At 46.5% G+C, this 21,261-nt stretch carries 15 protein-coding genes; 7 read left to right on the top strand and 8 right to left on the bottom strand.

Annotation, left to right across the window (positions count from 1 at the left end):
- Nucleotides 1-36: 36 nt before the first annotated feature.
- Nucleotides 37-1,455, bottom strand: a complete 1,419-nt coding sequence (gene lysA, locus QUA10_RS05020; protein ID WP_333084989.1) for a diaminopimelate decarboxylase — start codon at nt 1,453-1,455, stop codon at nt 37-39.
- 185 nt (nt 1,456-1,640) lie between these two features.
- Between lysA and rimI the strand changes: the two genes are divergently transcribed.
- Entirely contained in the window at nt 1,641-2,318 is a 678-nt protein-coding gene (gene rimI, locus QUA10_RS05015; protein WP_333086184.1) for a ribosomal protein S18-alanine N-acetyltransferase, read from the top strand.
- A 70-nt stretch (nt 2,319-2,388) separates the two neighbouring features.
- Here the strand turns inward: rimI and QUA10_RS05010 are convergent, their stop codons facing one another.
- From QUA10_RS05010 to QUA10_RS04985, 6 genes are all read right to left on the bottom strand, one after another.
- The gene (locus QUA10_RS05010; protein ID WP_333082137.1) at nt 2,389-3,867 is read right to left on the bottom strand and encodes a mechanosensitive ion channel family protein; all 1,479 of its coding nucleotides are present in this window, start codon (nt 3,865-3,867) and stop codon (nt 2,389-2,391) included.
- Nucleotides 3,860-6,007, bottom strand: a complete 2,148-nt coding sequence (locus tag QUA10_RS05005) for an adenylate/guanylate cyclase domain-containing protein (RefSeq protein ID WP_333082138.1) — start codon at nt 6,005-6,007, stop codon at nt 3,860-3,862. The genes QUA10_RS05010 and QUA10_RS05005 overlap by 8 nt, the downstream gene beginning before the upstream one ends.
- 196 nt (nt 6,008-6,203) lie before the next feature.
- Nucleotides 6,204-8,123 carry a pentapeptide repeat-containing protein gene (locus QUA10_RS05000; RefSeq protein ID WP_333082139.1) on the bottom strand — a complete coding sequence of 640 codons (1,920 nt, stop codon included), beginning with the start codon at nt 8,121-8,123 and terminating at the stop codon, nt 6,204-6,206.
- Between the two features lie 133 nt (nt 8,124-8,256).
- Nucleotides 8,257-8,574: a hypothetical protein gene (locus QUA10_RS04995; protein ID WP_333082140.1), complete on the bottom strand. Its 318-nt coding sequence runs from the start codon at nt 8,572-8,574 to the stop codon at nt 8,257-8,259.
- A 32-nt stretch (nt 8,575-8,606) separates the two neighbouring features.
- The gene (locus QUA10_RS04990; RefSeq protein WP_333082141.1) at nt 8,607-9,179 is read right to left on the bottom strand and encodes a hypothetical protein; all 573 of its coding nucleotides are present in this window, start codon (nt 9,177-9,179) and stop codon (nt 8,607-8,609) included.
- Nucleotides 9,180-9,328: 149 nt separating this feature from the next.
- Complete coding sequence (locus tag QUA10_RS04985; RefSeq protein WP_333082142.1) at nt 9,329-11,392, bottom strand: histidine phosphatase family protein; 2,064 nt, start codon at nt 11,390-11,392, stop codon at nt 9,329-9,331.
- A 708-nt stretch (nt 11,393-12,100) separates the two neighbouring features.
- Here QUA10_RS04985 and QUA10_RS04980 point away from each other — a divergent pair.
- The 3 genes from QUA10_RS04980 (at nt 12,101) to QUA10_RS04970 (ending at nt 16,119) form a co-directional block, all read left to right on the top strand.
- Entirely contained in the window at nt 12,101-14,578 is a 2,478-nt protein-coding gene (locus tag QUA10_RS04980) for an ATP-dependent Clp protease ATP-binding subunit (protein ID WP_190733781.1), read from the top strand.
- Nucleotides 14,579-14,977: 399 nt separating this feature from the next.
- Nucleotides 14,978-15,571: a signal peptidase I gene (gene lepB, locus QUA10_RS04975; protein ID WP_333082143.1), complete on the top strand. Its 594-nt coding sequence runs from the start codon at nt 14,978-14,980 to the stop codon at nt 15,569-15,571.
- Nucleotides 15,572-15,795: 224 nt separating this feature from the next.
- A complete protein-coding gene (locus QUA10_RS04970; RefSeq protein ID WP_006632589.1) occupies nt 15,796-16,119 on the top strand; it encodes a DUF1825 family protein in 324 nt (107 codons plus the stop codon).
- Nucleotides 16,120-16,264: 145 nt separating this feature from the next.
- Here QUA10_RS04970 and QUA10_RS04965 read toward each other — a convergent pair whose 3' ends face one another.
- Nucleotides 16,265-18,184 carry a transglycosylase domain-containing protein gene (locus QUA10_RS04965; RefSeq protein WP_333082144.1) on the bottom strand — a complete coding sequence of 640 codons (1,920 nt, stop codon included), beginning with the start codon at nt 18,182-18,184 and terminating at the stop codon, nt 16,265-16,267.
- A 310-nt stretch (nt 18,185-18,494) separates the two neighbouring features.
- Between QUA10_RS04965 and tyrS the strand changes: the two genes are divergently transcribed.
- The 3 genes from tyrS to QUA10_RS04950 are packed head-to-tail and all read left to right on the top strand — an operon-like array spanning nt 18,495 to nt 21,114.
- Nucleotides 18,495-19,727 carry a tyrosine--tRNA ligase gene (gene tyrS, locus QUA10_RS04960; RefSeq protein WP_333082229.1) on the top strand — a complete coding sequence of 411 codons (1,233 nt, stop codon included), beginning with the start codon at nt 18,495-18,497 and terminating at the stop codon, nt 19,725-19,727.
- A gap of 42 nt (nt 19,728-19,769) precedes the next feature.
- Complete coding sequence (gene pyrF / locus QUA10_RS04955) at nt 19,770-20,480, top strand: orotidine-5'-phosphate decarboxylase (protein ID WP_333082145.1); 711 nt, start codon at nt 19,770-19,772, stop codon at nt 20,478-20,480.
- Nucleotides 20,481-20,517: 37 nt separating this feature from the next.
- Nucleotides 20,518-21,114: a hypothetical protein gene (locus QUA10_RS04950; RefSeq protein ID WP_333082146.1), complete on the top strand. Its 597-nt coding sequence runs from the start codon at nt 20,518-20,520 to the stop codon at nt 21,112-21,114.
- Nucleotides 21,115-21,261 lie beyond the last annotated feature (147 nt).

The raw sequence follows: 21,261 nt of genomic DNA, 5'->3' as shown, positions 1-21,261 counted from the left end.
CTTTCTTTTAACTTTTAACTTTTAACTTCTAAGTTTTTACTTTTGAGCTCCGAGTCGTTCAGGAAGGCGGTCAAGCCTTAGCAAATCCTGGTAAGTTTCCCGCTGTATAATCGTGTTAACTTCCCCATTTCTCACTAAAACCGCTGCCGGTCTGGGTACTCGGTTATAGTTAGAAGCCATGCTGTAATTGTATGCTCCCGTAGCCGTCACCACGAGGACATCTCCAGGCTTACACTCTGGCAACTTAGCATCTTTAATCAGAATATCGCCTGATTCGCAGTGTTTGCCAGCAACTGTCACTGTTTCCGTTAAGGGAGCAGACATTTGGTTGGCTGCGAGAACTCGATAAACTGATTGGTAGGTAATGGGACGCGGATTGTCCGACATACCTCCATCCACAGCTAGATACGTCCGCATTTCCGGAATGACTTTTTGAGAGCCAACAGTATAAGCAGTGACACAGGCTGTACCGACGAGCGATCGACCCGGTTCGCAAAGCAATTTTGGTAATGGCAATTGCTGCCGCTCGCAAGCTGCTACCACTGCGGAGCAAATTGTACGAGCCCAATCTTCTATGCTGGGAGGATCGTCCGCTTCAGTATAGCGAATGCCCAACCCGCCACCAATATTAATTTCTGTCGCTGGTAAACCATAACTCTGTGCTTTTGTCAAGGCCTGAATTATGACTTCAGCTAAATCGTCATGGGGTTGCAGTTCAAAAATCTGAGAGCCGATGTGAGCGTGTACTCCCACGCAAAATAACGACGATTGTTGGCTGATGAATTCAAAAACTCGATCGAGGGAATTGGGATCGAAGCCAAATTTACTGTCGATTTGACCCGTTTGAATGTACTCGTGGGTGTGACACTCAATTCCAGGAGTAAACCGCACCATAACTCGTGTCGGCCCGCCTGTCTTGCTGCTGACACCCAATTTTCCCAACTCTGCTAGAGTCTCCAAATCAAGCCAATTGTCGGCTACGGTAACGCAGCCGCTTTCGACAGCGAGCTGGATTTCCTCGCGGGATTTGTTGTTCCCGTGAAAGTAGATTTTGTCGGGATTCACACCAGCTTGTAGTGCTGTGTGGATTTCTCCTGCAGATACCACATCTATCCCTAAACCTTCCGAAGCGGCGATCGCGCAAACCGCCAAACAACTCCAAGCTTTAGAAGCATAGAGCACTTGAGATTCGCCCGGATAGTACCTTTTAAAAGCATCTCGGTACTGGCTGCTTGTGGCCCGCAGCGTTTCTTCATCTAAAATGTACAGTGGCGAGCCAAATTGCTCCACCAAAGCTGTCACCTCGCAGCCTCCGATTTCCAACCGATCGCGACTGTTAACACTGGCTGTCAGCGGTAAAAGTTCTTGATTGGGCGATCGATTTTGCAGGGCCGGCTTCGACTCAGACAGATACTTAAGTCCCGATTCGACCCCGAAAGATTGAGTTGATACCATCGCGCAATAACTATCCTAGGTTATTAGTCAGCAGTCATTAATCAGCAGTCAGCAGTCGGCAGTCATTAATCAGCAGTCATTGGTCGTTGGCACTAGACTAATGTCTGGAGACTTGTGAGTCATGACTCAAAACTAGCAACAAACAGCTAATCGCTACTGTGTTTTCCAGTGTACAATTTACAGCCGTGCGTTTTCTACAAATTAAACATCTCGCCGCCGAAGACCTCAACAGTGCAGTCGAACTCGATCGCCTCTGTTTTGGCGGACTGTGGACTTTAGAAGGTTATGGGCGTGAGTTAGGCAGTCCTAACAGCGATTTACTGGGTTTGTGGGCATCGGAAACAGATGTCTGCAAATCAGAAAGATTCGACAGCGAACTGAAGTCGATCGAGCCGAACACCATTCTCAACTCAAAACCGATCAGTGTTGAGAGATGCTCGCCAGCAACTCCGAACTCAAAACTTACCCCAACCCTGATCGGCTTGGGGTGCCTGTGGGCAATTTTAGAAGAAGCTCATATTACAATTTTGGCAATTCATCCTAGCTTTCAAGGTCAGGGTTTAGGACAAGCTCTACTTTGGGATTTACTAAAAAAGGCTCACTATAGACAATTAGAACGGGCAACCTTAGAAGTACGGGAATCTAATTTAGCCGCATTTTCTCTTTACCAAAAATTTGGGTTTAAAGAGGCAGGACGGCGGAAACGGTACTACGAAGACACCGGAGAAGATGCTCTGGTAATGTGGCGCAGCGGCATAGAGAAAACAGAATTTCTGCAATATTTAGCGGTTGAGAAAGTGCAAATTTGCGATCGGCTGCGTCAGAAAAACTGGCATTTGGCGATCGATATTTTTGAGTTTTGAATGTAATTTATTGCGCGTTTAATTTATATTAACAAATAATTTTACTCCATATCAATTTAGTTCAAAATCCTCAGAGGGAATCAACCTCAGCATGGGAAGAAACATCTACCTGCCCGGCCATACTTACCGCTTTGCTTCGCGCTTCGATAATTTGACCTATCTCGCGCCCCAAGCTTGGTTGACGTTCAATCATCGTATTTACAGCATCTGAGTAGATGACAAGAACTTGCAAATCGTCAACGGCGACGATTGATACCGGACTCGGTTCCCCACTAAACAGCGCCATCTCGCCAAAAAACTCACCGCGCAAGATAGTCATTACCTCCAACTCCATGCCCAACTTGTTCGTGACTGTGACCTTAGCCTGACCCGCAATGATAATGTACAAAGCATTACCAGGCTCGCCCTGCCGGATGACTTTCTCACCCGCACCAAACTTCTGTAAAATAGTTCCCTTAGTTAAGTCATCTAAATTTTTCCCTTCTCTAGCTAAAGGCATAAATCCGGGAATTGAGTGCAGGCTTTGGGCTAACTTACTTGAAGCGCTATCTGCCTTATCAGCAGCTTCCACAGCATACTCGTATCGGTAGCGATATAGCGTTAGGTTGTTTCGCTGCGCTGCGTACCAAACTCGCGTCATAAATCGATCGAGTATCTGCTCCATATCCTCAAAGTTTTCGATAAAAAACTCCACCTCATAGATAATTGCCGTCTCATCATAGGATGTAGTTTTGCTCTCGGGTTCGGGTTCAGCTAATATTCCCTGTGTAGCCAAAGCTGTACTTAGTAGTACCTGCTTCACGAGGTTAGGGGGGCTATCGTAGGAAAAGCCAATATTGATGCGTTGGTTGTAAATGCGTTCTGGTTGGCTGTAATTATGAATTATTTCTTTTCCAACGAATTGATGGGGAACGATAATCACCTGTCGCTGGAGAGTTAGGAGGCGAACAGAGCGCCAATTGATATCAACTACCTGGCCTTCGATATCTCCAATTCGCAACCAATCACCCACGCTGAAGGGGCGTTCCAGAAGCAGCGCAATGCCAGACATGATGCTGCCCAATGTGTCCTGAAGCGCCAAACCGATCACGATCGAGCTAACGCCCAATCCCGTAGCAAGACCCGCCAAATCTGCACCCCACACCACCGCCAGTACGATCGCGCTTCCCACAAGCACCAAAAACAACCTAGAAAGGTCGATCAGCAGTTTGGGCATCCGTCCCCGCCATGTATTTGCCTCAGCTTCTTCAAACAAAATCACATTAAACAGCGAGAGAGAGGCGTAGATAACAGATATCCAAAACAGCGTTGCGACGAGCTTTGCAAAATTCCCGTCAACGTCAAGCCTCACGACATTCCTAATTAAAACCATCAGCATTAAGACGGGCAGGACGAGGTTTTTTACAACCCGCAGCGTCGCCGCCAGCGGTCTACCGCGCCTTTGTAGATGATAAATAACCTCTCCTAGTAAAACGACCAGGAATGGAAACCCTAATCCGACAATTACCGCCCAGGCTTGCCAGTCGTTTGAAAAGCTTAAATTACTCATAAACATCTTCCTCTCGAACACTTACGGTCAGCTTAGAATTTTTGATTTGCCAAGCCACTAGCTTTTCTTTTCCAGGTTCTTGAATTTCACCAACCAGCTCAAAATCGTAGAGATCGTGCAGGCGCGAGCAGATGTCTTGAGAAACTAAGATCGATCCGGGCGGACAAGCCGACTTCAACCTATTGGCAATATTTACAGTATTGCCCCAAACGTCGTAAAGCAATTTATTTTTACCAATCACGCCCGCAACCACATCTCCTGAATTGATGCCGAGCCGCAGGTCTAGATGCAAGTCTTTTTCATAACTAAATCGGCGGACAAACGACAGCATTTCCAAAGCAAAATCTACTGTGCGTTTGTCATGATCCAGACGCGGCACACCAATCCCGCATACAGCCATGTAACCGTCACCAATAGTTTTAATCTTCTCTAAACCGTATTTTTCTGTCATTTCATCGAAGGCTGTTACCAGTTCATTAAGCAAGCCAACAACCTCTTGAGGGGACATTGATTGAGTGAGCTTGGTGAATTGGTGGAGGTCGGAAAACAAGACCGAGACATTAGAAACCTGCTCGGCAATTTCTCGCTCGCCCTGTTTGAGGCGTTTGGCGATCGCCGGACTAAATATATTTAAGACTAATGCTTCATTTTCGCGATTTTTCTGTTCGATTAGTTGAGTTTCGGCACGAAGGCTGCCTATCGTTTGGTTAAATGACTTAGCTAAGTCTCCAAATTCATCTTGCGAACCAGATTTGACAACCGCGTCAAATTCTCCAGATCCCACCTGACGAGCGCTTTTGATTAAAGTATTGATGGGTTTGACAAAAATTGAGGTCAGCCAGATGGCAACCAGCGTGATTAGCGCGATGATTATAGTAGCTCCAATCACAACTTTTTTTTCAAACGAGTGAATTGAGGCATAGGCTTCAGAAACATCAATCTCCGCCAAGATAACCCACCTCAATCCATCAATTTCTACTGGAGCATAAGAACTCAAAACAGGAATATTACGATAATCGTCGATCGCCTGCGTGCCCTGTTTCCCAAACAAAGCTTCCTTCACTCCTTTTGTTTGCACTTCTTGTAGGAGGATTGTAGTATTAAATTCTTTGATTTTCTTGACAGTCTTTTCATCAGTGCCGATCGAGCGTAGAGTTTTTGCATGACCTTCTGGGTCTTCAATCTGGAAACGAGACGCAGAGCGCATTAAATAATCCGACCCCACCAGATAAGTTTCTCCTGAATCGCCCAGACCATTTTGTTTCCAGTTTTTGTTGCCAGTCATCACATTGTTAATTTTGTCAACCGGAAGCTGGAACGCCAAAATACCAATGAATTGGGAGTCGTTAAAGATTGGGGCAGCGATAAAAGCCGCAGGCGCACCGTAGGAAGGGGTGTAGGGCTTAAAATCTACTAATTTCACATAGCTCGTTCCATTTGCTTGTCGGGCGGCGGCGACTGCGGATGCTAAGTTAGTCTCGTTGTAGGGGCCGTTGGTGAAGTTTGTGGTAAAATCTGCTTCTTTAAAAACCGTGTAGATAACAGTTCCTTCGGGATCTATCAAAAACATATCGTAGTAACCGTATTTTTCAACTATATTGCGAAAAATTGGGTGGTAGCGGGCGTGAGCGCGGCTGTAAGCGCTGGCGTCCCCTGGATTGTCAAGGAGAAGTTTTTTGCCAACGGGGTTGGGGTTAGCAGCGATGTAGTGGTACTGCAAGTAACGGGCCGCAGTTGTTTTTGGTGTGTAGGATGCGGGAACCGGCGAACCCTGGTTAGTTCGCGTTAGTTTAGTTAGAAATTGTGTGCGGTAGTAGGTATCAATTTTTTTGTCAAAATCCGCTGGTATTGTTGATTCTTCAAGTTGGCGGTAGGCTGTCTTGAAATCTTGCATGGCACCGACGACTGTCAGGTCTTCGCTTAAGGTTTGGCTATGGTGGTAAAGGTTTTCAAAATAATCTTGGATTTGATAAGTCTTGGCAGCCCGAAGGCTGGTTAAGTGGCTGAAGACTTTTTCGGTCAGAATAGATTTCCCGCTGCTAGAGCATATATACGTGCTCGCAAGCATAGCGCAAAGGCTGACTACCAGCAACATGACTATGAGTTTTGTTTTTATACTTAAATGCTTAAGTAATTGCATAGGTAATTCCTAATATTATTTGCTTGATTTCTATCATTGCCCTATTTTTTTCCTTTGTTTAAGAATTAGCATTCAAGGGTAATTTCTCACTATTGTGGCGAGCACATTTCAGTAAGCTAAAGCTTTTCTCCTCAAGGAATCGTCACCCTTTTTGTAGAAAAGCATAGCTCAAAGTTATAAAAAAGTTGGCATCAATTTATTTATTTGTGGACCCATCTTCCAGAGACTTATACTTTGATCCATCAGGCATAACAGCGCCTTCGAGCAAAGCACCACTCAGGTCAGAAATGCTAACTTTAGCACCTTTGAGATTTGCACCACTTAGGTAGGCCCTCTTCAGGTTAGCACCACTCAAACTAGCATTCGTCAAATTGACGCCGCTCATATTTGCGTTACTCAAGTCCGCACAAATTAAATTAGCGCCACTGAGGTTGGCACTACTGAAATTAACCTGACTTAATCGAGCAAAACTCAGGTTGGCATGACTGAGAGTAGCGCCACTCAATTTAGCATTATTGAGGTTAGCATTATTGAGGTTAGCGTGGCTCAGATTAGCATTACTGAGGTCGGATTCAATCAATTTGGTGTCACTGAGATTTGCCCGGGAGAGATTAATATCTATTAACTCTGCACCAATAGCATCCAAACCTCTAAGAGAAACACCATCCTCATTCAAATCTTGGAGTGCCAGAACTCTTGCATAGCTAACTTTTACGCCGTGTGCTGCATCAACTATACTCCAAGCTTGGTAATGAAATTGCTTCCGGCGATCGGGCGCTTCCTTAATGAATAAAATTAAAGCAACGACCATACTAAGAGCATCAACACTCTGCAAAACCTCTCCAATCAGAGAATTATCATCCGCCGCCACATAAATTATGATGAACAGAACTGCTGAAACACTAGCCACTAACCACGCCGGTTGTGTCCAAAAAGTATCAATGAATTTTTCTAAAATTCCTTTGAGAGCTTCACCCAATTGCTGAACGAATGATAGACCCTGAAATTGCTGATAACTATCAGTTATTTTCGAGAGCGTTTTTTGAATAATTCCACCATCCCACTGAATTGATACTAAAGGCTTTTTCTCTTCCTCGGTTGGTGGCGCGATCGGCTTAGATTCCTTCAGTAATTGTGTCTGTGATTCTTTTGGCTGATGGTGGGTGACATCTTTTTTATCTGCGACAACATTTGGTGAAGAATCTGCACCTGCGCCTTTTAACATCAAACCTGTAATTGCTCTGTAGGCATCTGTCCAGGCCAGCTTGACTTCGGGAGTCCAATCTTCTTGGAGAGACTGCTCAAAAGCCATCAGCAGTGCGTCTCCAACTGGCCCATAATATTTGGGAATTACCCCATAGCCGATGTGTCTGCCTCCCAAGGCATTGAGAACAGGCCCTAAAGCTTCTGGAGAGCGGAGATTTTCTACTACCAATACCAAAGCATTTATGAGTTTTTTTTGTTGCTTTTCTAAATCGATATTAGCAAACAGGGGTTTAAATTCAGGGTGAGCTGTGAAGAGGTTTTCGTAGAAGCTAGCGGCAAATTCATCAGCACGAGGTTTAATCTTATCGAAACTGCTTTCGAGTACATCAACGGCTAATTTTGGCGGTGTTTCTGGAACGGGTTCAAGTTCGTGATTAGCTGCTATACTTACCTGTTTATCGGGAATAATCTCTGTTTCTAATTGAACTTCTTCAGGTGTAGTTTCTACACCTGCGCCTTTTAACATCAAAGCAGTAATCGCTCCGTAGGCATCGATCCATGCTTGTTTGACTTCAATAGTCCAATCTTCCTGAAGATACTCCTCAAAGGTGATTAGTAGTGCTTCTCCAACTGCCGGGTAAGAATTGGCGATCGCTCCATAACTGACGTGTCTGCCTCCCAGTGTGTTGAGAACTGGCCCTAAAGCCTCTGGAGAACGAAGATTTTCTACTACCAAAACCAGAGAATTAAGTAGCTTTTTCTGTTGCTTTGCCATCTCGGTATTGGCAAATAGCGGTTTGACTTCTGGATAAAGTTTAAATAGGTTTTCGTAGAAGCTAGCAGCAAATTCATCAGCACGAGGTTTGATTTTTTCAAAACTTTGCTCTAAAATTTCAACATTTAAAGACATATTATTGTTTCTCTCTTGAAAGTTGACTATGCCTTGTCTTTAGACAGGGTTTTTTCACTATCCCGATCTGATGAGTGCTGTTGGTTAAGTGTGTGAAACCTGAGAGTTTATTTCCTGACGCCAAGGCCAGATATTACAAACTTAAATTTTCCAACTCTTGCCGCAGGGTAGCCATAAACTCATCTGCATCGTTGATTCCCATTTCTCCTAAAGCTTTCCACTCTTCACTGGTGTAATCTAAATCTAGCCCCATCACGTCTTGAGTCCAATAGGGCAAATTAGATGGGTTTTCCATTAGGTCACAGGTTATTTTTAAGATTTCTGTTCCGGTCATCTTTTTTCTAGCCTTTGTCGCTAAGCAAAAGGAGAGCAATTTCGCTAAATTACTTTCTGGTGGAATGGCTATTAGAAAAGCCATATTTTGTGCTAGTACAAACTTGTCTAAATTCATTGGATATTTTCCTCTTCCTAGTTTTAAGGTACTCACGCAAGTATTTTTTTGATCTCACTGAAAACCACAGGACTTACATCGTCGAATTTTATTATTCTCAAAGTCTTTGTAGTTAATACAGATAGCCGAAATTCCGTAAGTATTGCACCATCCGCTGCTGCCGAACAGAGAATTTCTATGGAATCAGGCAGTTTTATCAGCCATAAGAGAGCGCTTCCAGCGATCGCGTACCGATAAGGAATAATGGCGTCATGAATACTGCGGTAAGCCCAGTTGGCAAACAGTATAGCTTCTTCATTGACTTCATCCAAGTGAAACATCGAACTTGATACTCTTGCCTCATATTGAATTGTGGTGTCAATCACGCCTTCATGGCAGTCGGCTGTGACATCATGGGCATGAATGAGTTCCCAAGGAATACCCAAGGCATCGCGATCGGGAGACCGATCGGGCAACAACACACGAGGATCGCCAACTTCCTTTGATTCATTGGGTGTAACTGCCAAATGCCCATTATTCCAACCAGTAGCAATGAGGTTTCCATCACGCTTTTTAACTTGGAATGTCTTGCCCACTGCTTCGATGCGCTGACAGACTTCTGGCAACGACTTGAGAGCGATTTTTGCCAGAGACCCTTTCCTCGGTAAATGTAAATAAAAGGGTAGAGTTGGTTTTCGGTTGTGAAATTTCCTAGGTTTTATGCCTTGACTACCCCTAGCCTAAGCAAAGATGTTATGGCTTATTGAGCCAAAGTTTAGATTTGAGCAACATTAAGGTTAGCAACCAACCCATACGTTGATATGTACTCTTCTAATTCCGCTAAATCCACACTGCCATTTTTATCGCTGTCAAGAATGTTGAAAAGATAATCAGTGACGTATTTTCTGACTTCTTCAGAGCTGCGTTCGCCTGTTGTCATGTCTTCGATTAGGCCTAACAACTCCATAATCTCAGTTCGATCGAGCGACTTACTTCCATCCGTATCCAATTGCAGGAAAAGCTTTTTGATATCTTCTGTTACCACTCTCGAAGAACGCAGTGTTTCTCTCAGTATGTCATTGCCAAATGAATTCATGAACAATATCTGTTCGATGAGTGGTATGCAGAAGAACCCCAGCGCTGCCCAAAAAATTGCATATTTTACGGCTTCGGGATTTGCTGTTGCACTAACTCCGATGAAAAGAGCCGCCCAAAGGAAAAAGTTTGGATTCACAAGCAGGATATAAGCATCACGAGCTTCTGCCTTGCTAAGCTTGCCCTTCGTAAATGCTGAGGTTAATACAGCCAAAACGCGCATTAAGACAAACACTAAAGTTGCCAATGCTAGCTGTTGCAGACAGGCGAGGGAGCGGTTCGGATCGGTTGAAGAAAATAGATCCGAAATGAAGGTGGATGGAGTAAACTGAAACCCTGTTGCCAAGGCCATGAATGCGACAGCAAGCACTCCGATGAATTTCCAGTTTTTACTGTGGTGGTTTGATTCCACCGGGGATTTGTCGCGCCAAAACTGGGCGATCGCACCCGGTATTGCCAGACCTAAAATTAGAATGACGCCGAAAAAGATCAGGCTGTCAACGTTAATGGGTAAATTGGCAACCTTCAATGTAGCCAGAAGCGCCAGTGGAGCAACGATTGATAGCGTTCTTGACAATAAAGCCGAGGGATAAAGATTACCGCCCCAAAGCACGGATAAAACTGGGGAAGTAAGGGCTGGGGGAACCATCCAAAACAGCACCCACAAAACTTTGTACAGATCCGCTTCAGTCTGATACAAGAGTCCAGAAAATATTAAAAATAGCCCAACTGCCCATCGCACTGCCATCCACCCGTAAACTAGATACTTCACAGTAGAGGTTACTTTGCGTTTACTCGCTGCAAAGTCAATGTCTAGGTAGGTATAAAACGTTGAGGCGGCTAGACACGCAACTATTATTGCTCGAAATAGGACTGACGGAATCCCTGCTTCTGAGGTGCTGATTGCCCTTGCTAAGCTTCCCACTAAGAAGGCGACGGCATAGATCAAAATCGCCCACATAATTGAAAGATCGTTAATCTCTTTCCGCACAGAAGCGGCACCACCAGATTCCTTGTCGCGAAACTTGACGAGATCCACACCGCTGAGAGCTTTGCCATTGGGGAGTTTCAGGTGTTTATAAGCTGTTGGCGGTAGACCGCTTAAATAAAGTGCTAGAGGCTCCAATACATATTGGTGGCACACTACTAGAACTGTTTCTCCGCGTTCCAAGTGCGGTACTATTTTGTCTTCGTAGAAACGGGCAGCGCGAGAGTAAACTTGGGCAATCTTTTCGCCAGCCGGGGGTGCTTCGTTGTGCGAGTGCAACATTTCCTCGAACCCTTCGTAGCCCAGGGCTAGACGCAGCAGATTTAGGTTGCGACCCGCAAAAATGCCAAAGGATTTCTCGCTAATTCGATGATCTATCTCAACGGGGGTATTTGGCGACTTTAGTGCTTGACTTTCAGCAAGGGCGATTTCACAGGTTTGCCTAGCGCGTCTCATGTGGGAGACATATACTGCGTCAAACTTTGTACCTTTTTTCTTCAGGTCAACACCTGCACGGCGCGCCTGCAATCGGCCAAATGATGTGAGGTCAACATCCAGGACTCCTGCAAAAATGTTGCGTTCGTTACTGGTACTTTCACCGTGCCGAATAAAGTAGACACGTCCTAGCTGTTCTGCATTGAATTCTTTTGGTGAAGCTGCAGAAGTTGTTGTGGCTGCATCGTGGAATTTACTTGTAACTTTGATCGATCCATTGTCGGTACTTTCTACCTGGTCATCTAAGTTTCTAGTGTTCATTATTTACTTTCACTACGCCTTAAACAGGATTTAGATTCTTTTCCACGATTGAAGTTAGAGACTTTTAAGTCAGACGAGTTAACGACCCAAGCACTCTGCTACGAAAGCAAAGTCTTGAATCATACTGAGTATCATCTGAGCCAAACCCCTGGGAATGTAGTAACACTCACTAATTGATCGGGAGCGATCGCACAACTGACAACATGAAGACTACCAAAATTCCCAACGAATCGGGGGGAAAATTTTAGATGAAGAAAGCCCTGCTCGCTCTCGCCCTCCCAAAGCAACAAATTCTTGAGATGGGCTGTCGCTTAAGGATGAGTTTAGGGGATCGATCGAGAATCTAACTAATAAGTTTTGTACAAAACCCGACCTGTGACTTGGAGAATTATCACTTTTGCACCTGCATGACAGCCAAAAAGATTATGCTAGAATCCATCAATACGCAGTCGTAGGTTGGGCACGGGCCGAGAAGAGCAATCTTCTTGCAGTCTAGGGGAGGTTGTAGGTCAGCCACCATTTGGGTCTTCCCAGTTGAAAGCCACCCTGCAACATGAGCCTGGAATCTGCAACCGCAGCCGAGTGCGGCAGATAGGTTGGGAGTGTCGCGCTAGAATAAGCAGTACGAGTTAACACTCGAACACAAACGCTCGTTGTGCGAGCGTGACCTCGAAACGGGCACATAGCAGCAGGTGATGGGAATAAATCATGTTTGAACGCTTCACAGAAAAAGCAATAAAAGTAATCATGTTGGCCCAGGAAGAAGCTCGCCGCCTGGGTCACAACTTCGTAGGGACAGAACAGATCCTCCTGGGTCTAATCGGTGAAGGAACCGGGGTTGCAGCGAAAGTCCTCAAATCAATGGGCGTCAACCTGAAAGATGCTCGGATTGAAGTGGAAAAAATCATCGGGCGCGGTTCCGGCTTCGTAGCAGTTGAAATACCGTTCACCCCCCGCGCCAAGCGGGTTCTAGAACTATCCCTAGAAGAAGCTCGCCAACTCGGACACAACTATATAGGTACTGAACACCTGCTGCTGGGCCTGATCCGCGAAGGTGAAGGAGTAGCGGCCAGAGTCTTAGAAAACCTGGGAGTAGACTTGTCGAAAGTCCGCACCCAAGTGATTCGGATGCTGGGAGAAACCGCAGAAGTCGCAGCCACTGGCGGCGGCGCTCGCACCAAAACCCCAACCCTGGATGAATTCGGTGCCAACCTGACTCAAATGGCGGTGGATGGAAAACTAGACCCAGTAGTCGGACGCCAAAAAGAAATCGAACGGGTAATCCAAATCCTCGGTCGCCGCACCAAAAATAACCCGGTGCTCATCGGCGAACCCGGAGTCGGTAAAACAGCGATCGCCGAAGGTCTGGCCCAACGCATCGCTAACAACGACATCCCAGATATCCTCGAAGACAAGCGCGTCGTCACCCTCGACATCGGCTTGCTGGTTGCCGGTACGAAATACCGGGGCGAATTTGAAGAACGCCTCAAAAAAATCATGGACGAAATCCGCACTGCGGGTAACGTGATTTTGGTGATTGACGAAGTGCATACTTTGATTGGTGCAGGTGCGGCGGAAGGGGCGATCGACGCAGCCAACATTCTCAAGCCAGCCTTGGCAAGAGGCGAGCTCCAGTGTATCGGTGCTACCACCCTAGACGAGTACCGCAAGCACATCGAGCGCGACGCAGCCCTAGAACGGCGCTTCCAGCCCGTGATGGTGGGCGAACCCACCGTTGACGAGACGATCGAAATTCTCTTCGGTCTGCGAGAACGCTACGAACAGCACCACAAGCTGAAAATCTTGGATACAGCCCTCGAAGCTGCAGCAAAACTCTCTCACAGATACATCTCCGATCGCTTCCTCCCAGACAAAGCAATTGACTTGGTAGACGAAGCTGGTTCTAGAGTTCGCTTGATCAACTCCCAACTGCCCCCCGCAGCCAAAGAACTTGACAAAGAACTCCGCCAAGTCCTCAAAGATAAAGACGAAGCGGTGCGTTCTCAAGACTTTGACAAAGCAGGGGAATTGCGCGATCGAGAAATGACGATCAAAGCCGAAATTCGCGCTATTTCCCAAGCCAAAAAAACCGACTCGGCCCGCACCGGCGAAACCGACCCATCGCCAGTAGTCACCGAAGAAGACATTGCTCAAATAGTGGCAAGCTGGACGGGAGTCCCGGTAAACAAACTGACCGAATCCGAATCCGAAAAGCTGCTGCACATGGAAGATACCTTGCACCAGCGCTTGATCGGTCAGGAAGAAGCAGTGAAAGCCGTTTCCCGCGCCATCCGTCGCGCTCGCGTTGGCTTGAAAAATCCCAATCGCCCGATCGCCAGTTTCATCTTCTCTGGCCCTACCGGGGTCGGCAAAACCGAACTCACCAAAGCCCTTGCCGGCTACTTCTTCGGTTCCGAAGATGCGATGATTCGGCTGGATATGTCCGAGTACATGGAACGGCACACCGTCTCCAAACTCATCGGTTCCCCTCCAGGCTACGTCGGCTACAACGAAGGCGGCCAACTTACAGAAGCAGTCCGCCGCCGTCCTTACACCGTCGTGCTGTTCGACGAAATCGAAAAAGCCCACCCCGATGTCTTCAATATGCTCCTGCAAATATTGGAAGACGGCCGCTTAACAGATGCCAAAGGTCGCACCGTAGACTTCAAAAATACGCTGCTGATTATGACCTCAAACATCGGTTCTAAGGTGATTGAAAAAGGCGGCGGCGGTCTCGGTTTCGAGTTCAGCGACAACCAAGCCGATGCTAATTACAACCGCATTCGTTCTTTGGTTAACGAAGAACTCAAAAACTACTTCCGCCCCGAATTCCTCAACCGACTCGACGAAATTATCGTCTTCCGCCAGTTGAACAAGGAAGAAGTCAAGGAAATTGCGGTCATCATGCTCAAAGAAGTGTTCGGTCGTTTGACAGAACAGGGAATCACCTTGGAAGTGACCGAAAAATTCAAAGAACGGCTGGTAGAAGAAGGCTACAACCCCAGCTACGGAGCCCGACCCCTGCGCCGCGCTATCATGCGCTTGCTGGAAGACAGCTTGGCTGAGGAAATCCTTTCTGGCCGCATCAAAGACGGTGACACCGCTGTTGTGGATGTGGGCGAGGACGGAATTGTTAAGGTGCTGCAAGGTCAAAAGCGGGAATTGCTGCCCCAAGGCGCTGAGTAAGTTTGAGTTGTGCGCGATCGCAAGTAAAGTTGGGAAATAACCAATCTCGTAATCGCAAACAACTCAAAATCCTCACATAAAAAAGGTAGAGAATTTAAATTCTCTGCCTTTTTTATGAGTTAATATCAAGAGGAGAGTTATTGCATAAATCTTTGATTGATAGGGAAACCGCAGGTGCAACGCAGATGCCTTTCAAGATAGTTTAGAAAGGCCTGCACTTCACGTCTAGTAATTAACAGCGACATACTTCAATGGTAAGCTGTACTGCATTTAAATTGTATATTAGGGGCTGGCTCGGGTGTCCACCCAGCTCATTGTTTGATTATTTTTTGAGATGCAATTTAAATGCTGAGCGAGCTTAATCAGATAATTAGTGGCAACTATTTAGCGAGGACTTTCATGACATCTGAAAAAAATAAATTGGGTACACAAGTAGCAGAAAATCCGCCTGAAAGCTGGTGGCAGAAAGTGTGGAAGTCGCAGCGAGAAAATCTTCAGATAGTGATTATTGCTTTGAGTTTAGCAATAGTGATTCGAGCCTTGGTCGCCGAACCGCGCTACATACCCTCAGATTCTATGGTACCCACTTTGCACGTGGGCGATCGCGTCGTAGTCGAAAAAATCTCCTACTACCTCGAACCGCCCAAAACTGGGGACATCGTAGTATTTGCCCCGCCCGAAAAGTTGCAAGAACAAGGCTTTACCCAAGACCAAGCATTCATCAAGCGTGTAATTGGCTTACCGGGTCAAACCGTCGCCGTTAAAAAAGGTTTAGTTTATCTCAACGACAAACCCCTCGTCGAAAAATATATTGCCGAACCTCCTAAATACCAGTGGGGACCTTATCGCGTCCCAGAAAATGAATACTTTGTGATGGGAGACAACCGCAACAACAGCAACGACTCCAGCAGGTGGGGATTTTTACCTAAGCAGAATATCATCGGCCGCGCTGTAGTGCGGTTTTGGCCTCTAGAACGAATCGGGGAAGTTTAAAGTCAGTTGACAGTTGACTGTTGACAGTTGACTGTTGACTGTTGTCATCGCAAGCCCAATGCCCAATGCCCCATTCCCATGCCTTATGCTGTACGGAAATTTCTACTTATTCTTGCGCCTTAAGGGGTAGGGACTTCCTCCGGAAACTGATAAAATAGTAGAAAAAGCAGCGGGATTTCTCGCCTAGATCAAAATTACTAGAATATTAAAAAATTAGGAAAGCTATGGGATTTTTTGATTCAGAAATTGTTCAGCAAGAAGCCAAACTGTTGTTTGAAGACTATCAATCTCTCATCAAACTAGGTGGCAATTACGGCAAATTCGATCGCGAAGGCAAGAAAATGTTCATCGCTCAGATGGAATCGATGATGGAGCGCTACCGTATTTTTATGAAGCGCTTTGAGCTGTCTGAGGACTTCATGGCTCAGATGACTGTAGAGCAGTTGAAAACACAGCTCAATCAATTTGGCATCACGCCCCAGCAGATGTTTGAGCAAATGAACTCAACGCTGGAGCGGATGAAATCTGAGCTGGAAAAACAATCCTAGTGTCAGAAGGAAGAAGGAAGTTCGGCAACGGATTGTGTAACGGATGTAACGGATGTCAGGAAGAAGGAAGAAGGAAGATGAAACAAGTAAGGGTAATTTTCAACTACTGCCTACTGCCTACTACCTACTGCCTAATAACTGATAATTAAGGCCGCTCAAAAGATGAAGCAGGTTTGAAACTTTCTGCGGGAACTCCCTGCAAAGCTTGGCTCATAAAATCGCGCCAAACAGGGGCGACAATAGTACCGCCAGTAGCACCGTAGCTCATCGGTCTATAATTGTCGTTGCCCATCCAAACAGCCACCGACAACTGCGGCACGTAACCCACAAACCAGATATCCCGTTCTGAGGAAGTTGTACCAGTTTTCCCAGCAGCCGGCCGCCCAAGTTGGGCCGCCCTTGCCGTTCCGTTGCTAATTACCCCTTGCAGGGCGCTGTTGACAGATGCGGCCGCCCATGAATTGAGAACTAATTTGGGTTTGGGGGTATTGTCGAGCAAGACGTTGCCGCTGCTGTCAGTAACTTGCACGATAAACGTGGTGTCAGAATGCCAGCCGTTGTTCGCGAAGGTAGCAAAAGCTCCGGCCATTTCTAAAGGAGTGAGGTCAACGGCACCCAAGGGCAAAGAAATCACCGGTTCCATCGGACTTCTGATGCCTAGCACGCGGCAAATCTCAATCACTTTATTCAATCCGACTTCTTGGCCAAGCTTGACGGCGGGAATGTTGAGAGATACTTCCAAAGCTCTGCGGATGCTGACGGCACCGGAGAAGCCGCCACCGTAGTTTTGAGGGTAGTAGTAGCCGTCGCCGTCGCGGTAGCCGACAGGGGAGTCGTATACAACTGAATCGGGGCTGTATTTGCCGCTAGCAAAGGCAGCGTAGTAGATAAAAGGCTTAAAAGAAGACCCGGGCTGGCGACGTGCTTGAATGGCGCGGTTGAACTGACTCTTTTCGTAATCGACGCCGCCCACCATTGCTTTGACGAAGTGGGTGCGGGGATCGACGGCGGCTAGGGCAATTTGACCTTCCTCGCGATCGTAAAACAGGCCTTGGTAGTAAAGGCGATTGTGCCACGCTTTGACGGTTTCTTCGGCTATGCGCTGCATTTTGAGGTCGATCGTGGTTTGAACGCGCATTCCTCCCTTAACCACGGCATCTCGCCCGAAACGCCTTGTCAGTTCCTGGACTACGGCTTGTGTTACGTAAGGAACTTGAGAGCCACCAAAAGAGGTAATTTTGCCTAGCTTAATTTTTTCCTGGCGGGCTGCAGTTTCTTGGGCGGGCGTAATCCATTTGAGATCCTTCATTCGGCCTAAAACGATTGTTTGCCGCTCTTTTGCCAACTTGTAATTGACGAAAGGACTGTATTCTTCAGGGGCCGAAATTAAGCCGGCTAGCATCGCTGCTTCTGCAAGAGTCAAATTACTTGCTGATTTGTTGAAATAGCTTCGAGAGGCTGTCTCTACGCCGTACAAGTTGTGACCTAAGTAGATTTGATTCAGGTATAGTTGCAGAATTTGGTCTTTGTTGAGAATTTGCTCCAAGCGGATAGACATTACCGCTTCAGCTACCTTGCGACTAAATTTTGACTGGGGAGAAAGAAACAAGTTTTTGACTAGCTGCATAGTCATAGTCGAGCCGCCTTCAACGGTTCTACCTTTTTCTAGGTTGACTATGAGAGCTCGGGCTATCCCGCCGGGGTTGATGCCTTTGTGGGTGAAGAAGTTGCTATCTTCGATCGCCAGAACAGCTCGTTTCAGGTTCGGCGAGATTTGGTCAAGGGGTACGACATCCCGGTTGGCTTCGTCGTGGATGCTGGCTAGCGGCTTGCCGTTGATGTCGTAAATGTGGGTAGTTTCTGTGGGAGAGTAGGTTTGTAAGATCCGAACATCTGGCAAGTTGCGGAAGCTGATCGCTAAGCCAACCAGTCCACCAGCGACTACGGAACTGGCAAGCATTGTCATGCTGAGTATGGTTCCGGCGGTCACTTTACTGACTGACTGAACAAACTCGAATACGGGGGCTGAGTTTTCCGTGTTATTGCGGACTGCGTTGGTTGACACGTGGATTTCACTTCCTCACTCGATTTGGGGTTTAAGACTTTTAATTTTAGATGCGAACCCTAGAGACTGTCAGTCGATTCTAGATTTTAGATTTTAGATTTTAGATTGATTCCACAGATGAATCTGAGAGTTTGAACAAGAGTCTAAAATTTCGGGATCTCCACGACTGTTGTCGGGGGCTGGTATCCGTTTTTGGGCGGGGTCAGCTAATGAAAGCCGGTCAGCTTTGGGATTATAGTAGCTTGATAGTTATGTTTTTATGCGTCAACCAGTGAGTGTAACTAATTCTGCTGCACTTTGGCAAAATAATATGATGGACGATCGCTCCCCGATGATAACTCCTAACCTTTCAGCGCTTTACCGCGGCGTCAGCGAGATTTTTCCTGATCGACCTGATTCTAGCAACCCTGACGAAAATCTGGCCCAATTTCTGGCAAAAGTCGATCGACCGTTGCGAGTCAAACTGGGAATCGACGCCACAGGGGCGGACATTCACTTGGGACACAGCATTTGCTTCCGCAAGTTGCGAGCTTTTCAGGATACAGGCCACACGGCGGTACTGGTCATCGGAGATTTTACCGCAAGAATTGGCGATCCGACAGGGAAATCGGAGACGCGCAGCCAGTTGACAGCCGAACAAGTGGCGGAAAATGCCAAGACTTATTTAGACCAAGTGCGTCCGATTCTAGATTTTGAGACGCCCGGACGTTTGGAAATTCGCTATAACTCTGAGTGGTTGTCAAAATTGGACATGGCGAAGATTTTGGAACTGCTAGGCACGATGACGGTGCAGCAGATGCTTGCTAAAGAGGGATTTGATAACAGGATGCAGCAGGAAAATGCGATTTTCCTCCACGAGTTTCTGTATCCAGTCATGCAGGGTTACGATTCAGTAGTCTTGGAAGCGGATGTGGAGTTGGGCGGAACCGACCAAAAGTTTAATATTGCGGTGGGAAGAGATTTGCAGCGGCATTTTGGGATGAAACCGCAGTTTGGTTTGCTGATGCCGATTTTAATCGGGACTGACGGCGTGCAGAAGATGTCGAAGTCTTTGAATAATTATGTCGGTTTGTCGGAAGATCCGCTGACGATGTATTCTAAGTTGGAGAAAATTGCTGATAGTTCGATCGCCCAATATTTTGAACTATTGACAGATTTGCCGCTTGATGAATTGCCCGAAAATCCGCGAGAAAAACAGAAACTTTTGGCTGTGGATGTGGTGCGCCAGTATCGGGGGAAGGAAGCGGCAGAACGCGCACAACAAGATGCAATTGCGCTGGTTAAAGGTGCTGCAGGACAAGCTGATGCTGTGGCGGAGTTTTCTTTGGCAAGTGTGCAGTTTCCGGCTAAGTTGTTTTATATTCTGAGTGCTAGCGGGCTTTGTAAAAGCAGCGGTGATGCGCGGAAGTTGATGCAGGGCGGTGGGGTGAAGTTGGATGGCGATCGGGTTTCGGATGTTAATCTTACTTTTGAATCACCGGCTGATTTATGCGGTAAGGTTTTGCAGGTTGGGAAGAATAAGTTTGTGCGATTGGTGTCTTGAATCTCTTTTTTAACCGCAGATGAATACTGAAGATGAACGCTGATGAACGCTGATAACCGAATTATTGTTGCTTTGGATGTTTCGAGTCAAGAAGAGGCGATCGCACTTCTGGACAAACTCCCGCAAGTATCTTTCTGGAAAGTGGGTTTGGAACTATTTGTGAGTTCCGGATCGGGGATTTTGGAAATTTTAAAACAGCGGGAAAAACAGATTTTTCTCGATTTAAAGTTTCACGATATCCCGAATACTGTCGCTGGTGCTTGTCGGGCTGCTGCTAAGTACAATGTGGATTTATTGACGATCCATTCTACTTGTGGTAAAGATGCTTTGAAAGCGGCACAGTTGGCTTTGACTGAAGGGGCGGCGGCTGTTGATCAACCGACTCCTAAGTTGATTGCAATTACTCTATTGACGAGTTTGAATTCGCGACAGTTGGCTTTTGAGTTGAAAATACCTTTGGAGTTGCCGGAATATGCTTTGCACATGGCATTGTTGGCTAAGGAAACGGGTTTAGCTGGTGCTGTTTGTTCTCCGCAAGAAGTGGAACAGTTAAGAATGAGTTGCGGGGATGATTTTCTGTTAGTTTGTCCCGGTGTGCGTCCGAAATGGGCCGATGGAGGCGATCAAAAGCGATCAATGACTCCGAAGGCTGCTTTGAAAGCTGGTGCGGATTATCTGGTGATTGGGCGGCCAATTACTGCTGCGCCCGATCCAGTGGCGGCTTTTACCCGTATTTGTGAAGAGTTGGGGTAAAAATAGGAATGTGTTTTTTAACCGCAGATGAACGCCGATGAACGCCGATGGAATTTTATCTGCGTTCATCTGTGTTTATCTGCTAACATCTGCGGTTGCAAGTCCGACTGTGGCTGTTAATGTTGTGACAAATCCCGATCGCAGTATAAACGCAAGTCGGTACGGTTTGTTAGCGCGATCGCCCTGTCCGGCTGATTTAGAAACTTTGGTCGATCGTCTGTTGCAAGATTTGCCGAGTTATGCTAATCGCGTAATTGTGCGATCGCACTTTTCTTCTAACAAAAACACACCGTCCGGTTACGCCCTGCCTCAAATAATTTTAGCCGGCCGGCCGGAGTTTGAACCGCTACCTTTAAATTTTGGGGATGCACTTCCTGAAAATGCCAGTCAAGTTTTCATTACTACTTTGGAACGGCAGTATCGCGGGGGACAACGAGTTGAAGTTCAGCAATATCATTGGTTATTTTTCGCTAAAACGGAGAACGGCTGGGAGTTGGCAAAAATCGTTTCTCGGTTTGGTACTGCGGCGAATATTCGTCCTTTATTAAGTCAAGATAGTGCCAGCGAAATTGCTGAGGCTATTCGTTTGTGGTTGCGCGATTGTCATGCAAAAAATAAGTTGTCCGGCAACTAAATTGTATTTTTGTGTGGGCGAGACGCCCACCCCACATGAAATAATTTTTATTGTGGAACAGGCATTTTGCCCGTTCCGGACAGAAAATAATTTTATTGTGGAACAGGCATCTTGCGGTTGGTTGTGGGTTGGGGTCTAATTAACAGT

This window comes from Microcoleus sp. Pol8_D6 (assembly GCF_036700965.1).
GTDB lineage: Bacteria > Cyanobacteriota > Cyanobacteriia > Cyanobacteriales > Microcoleaceae > Microcoleus.
The sequence above is the reverse complement of the archived record's forward strand: the minus strand, read 5'-3'. Positions and strand labels throughout refer to the sequence as shown.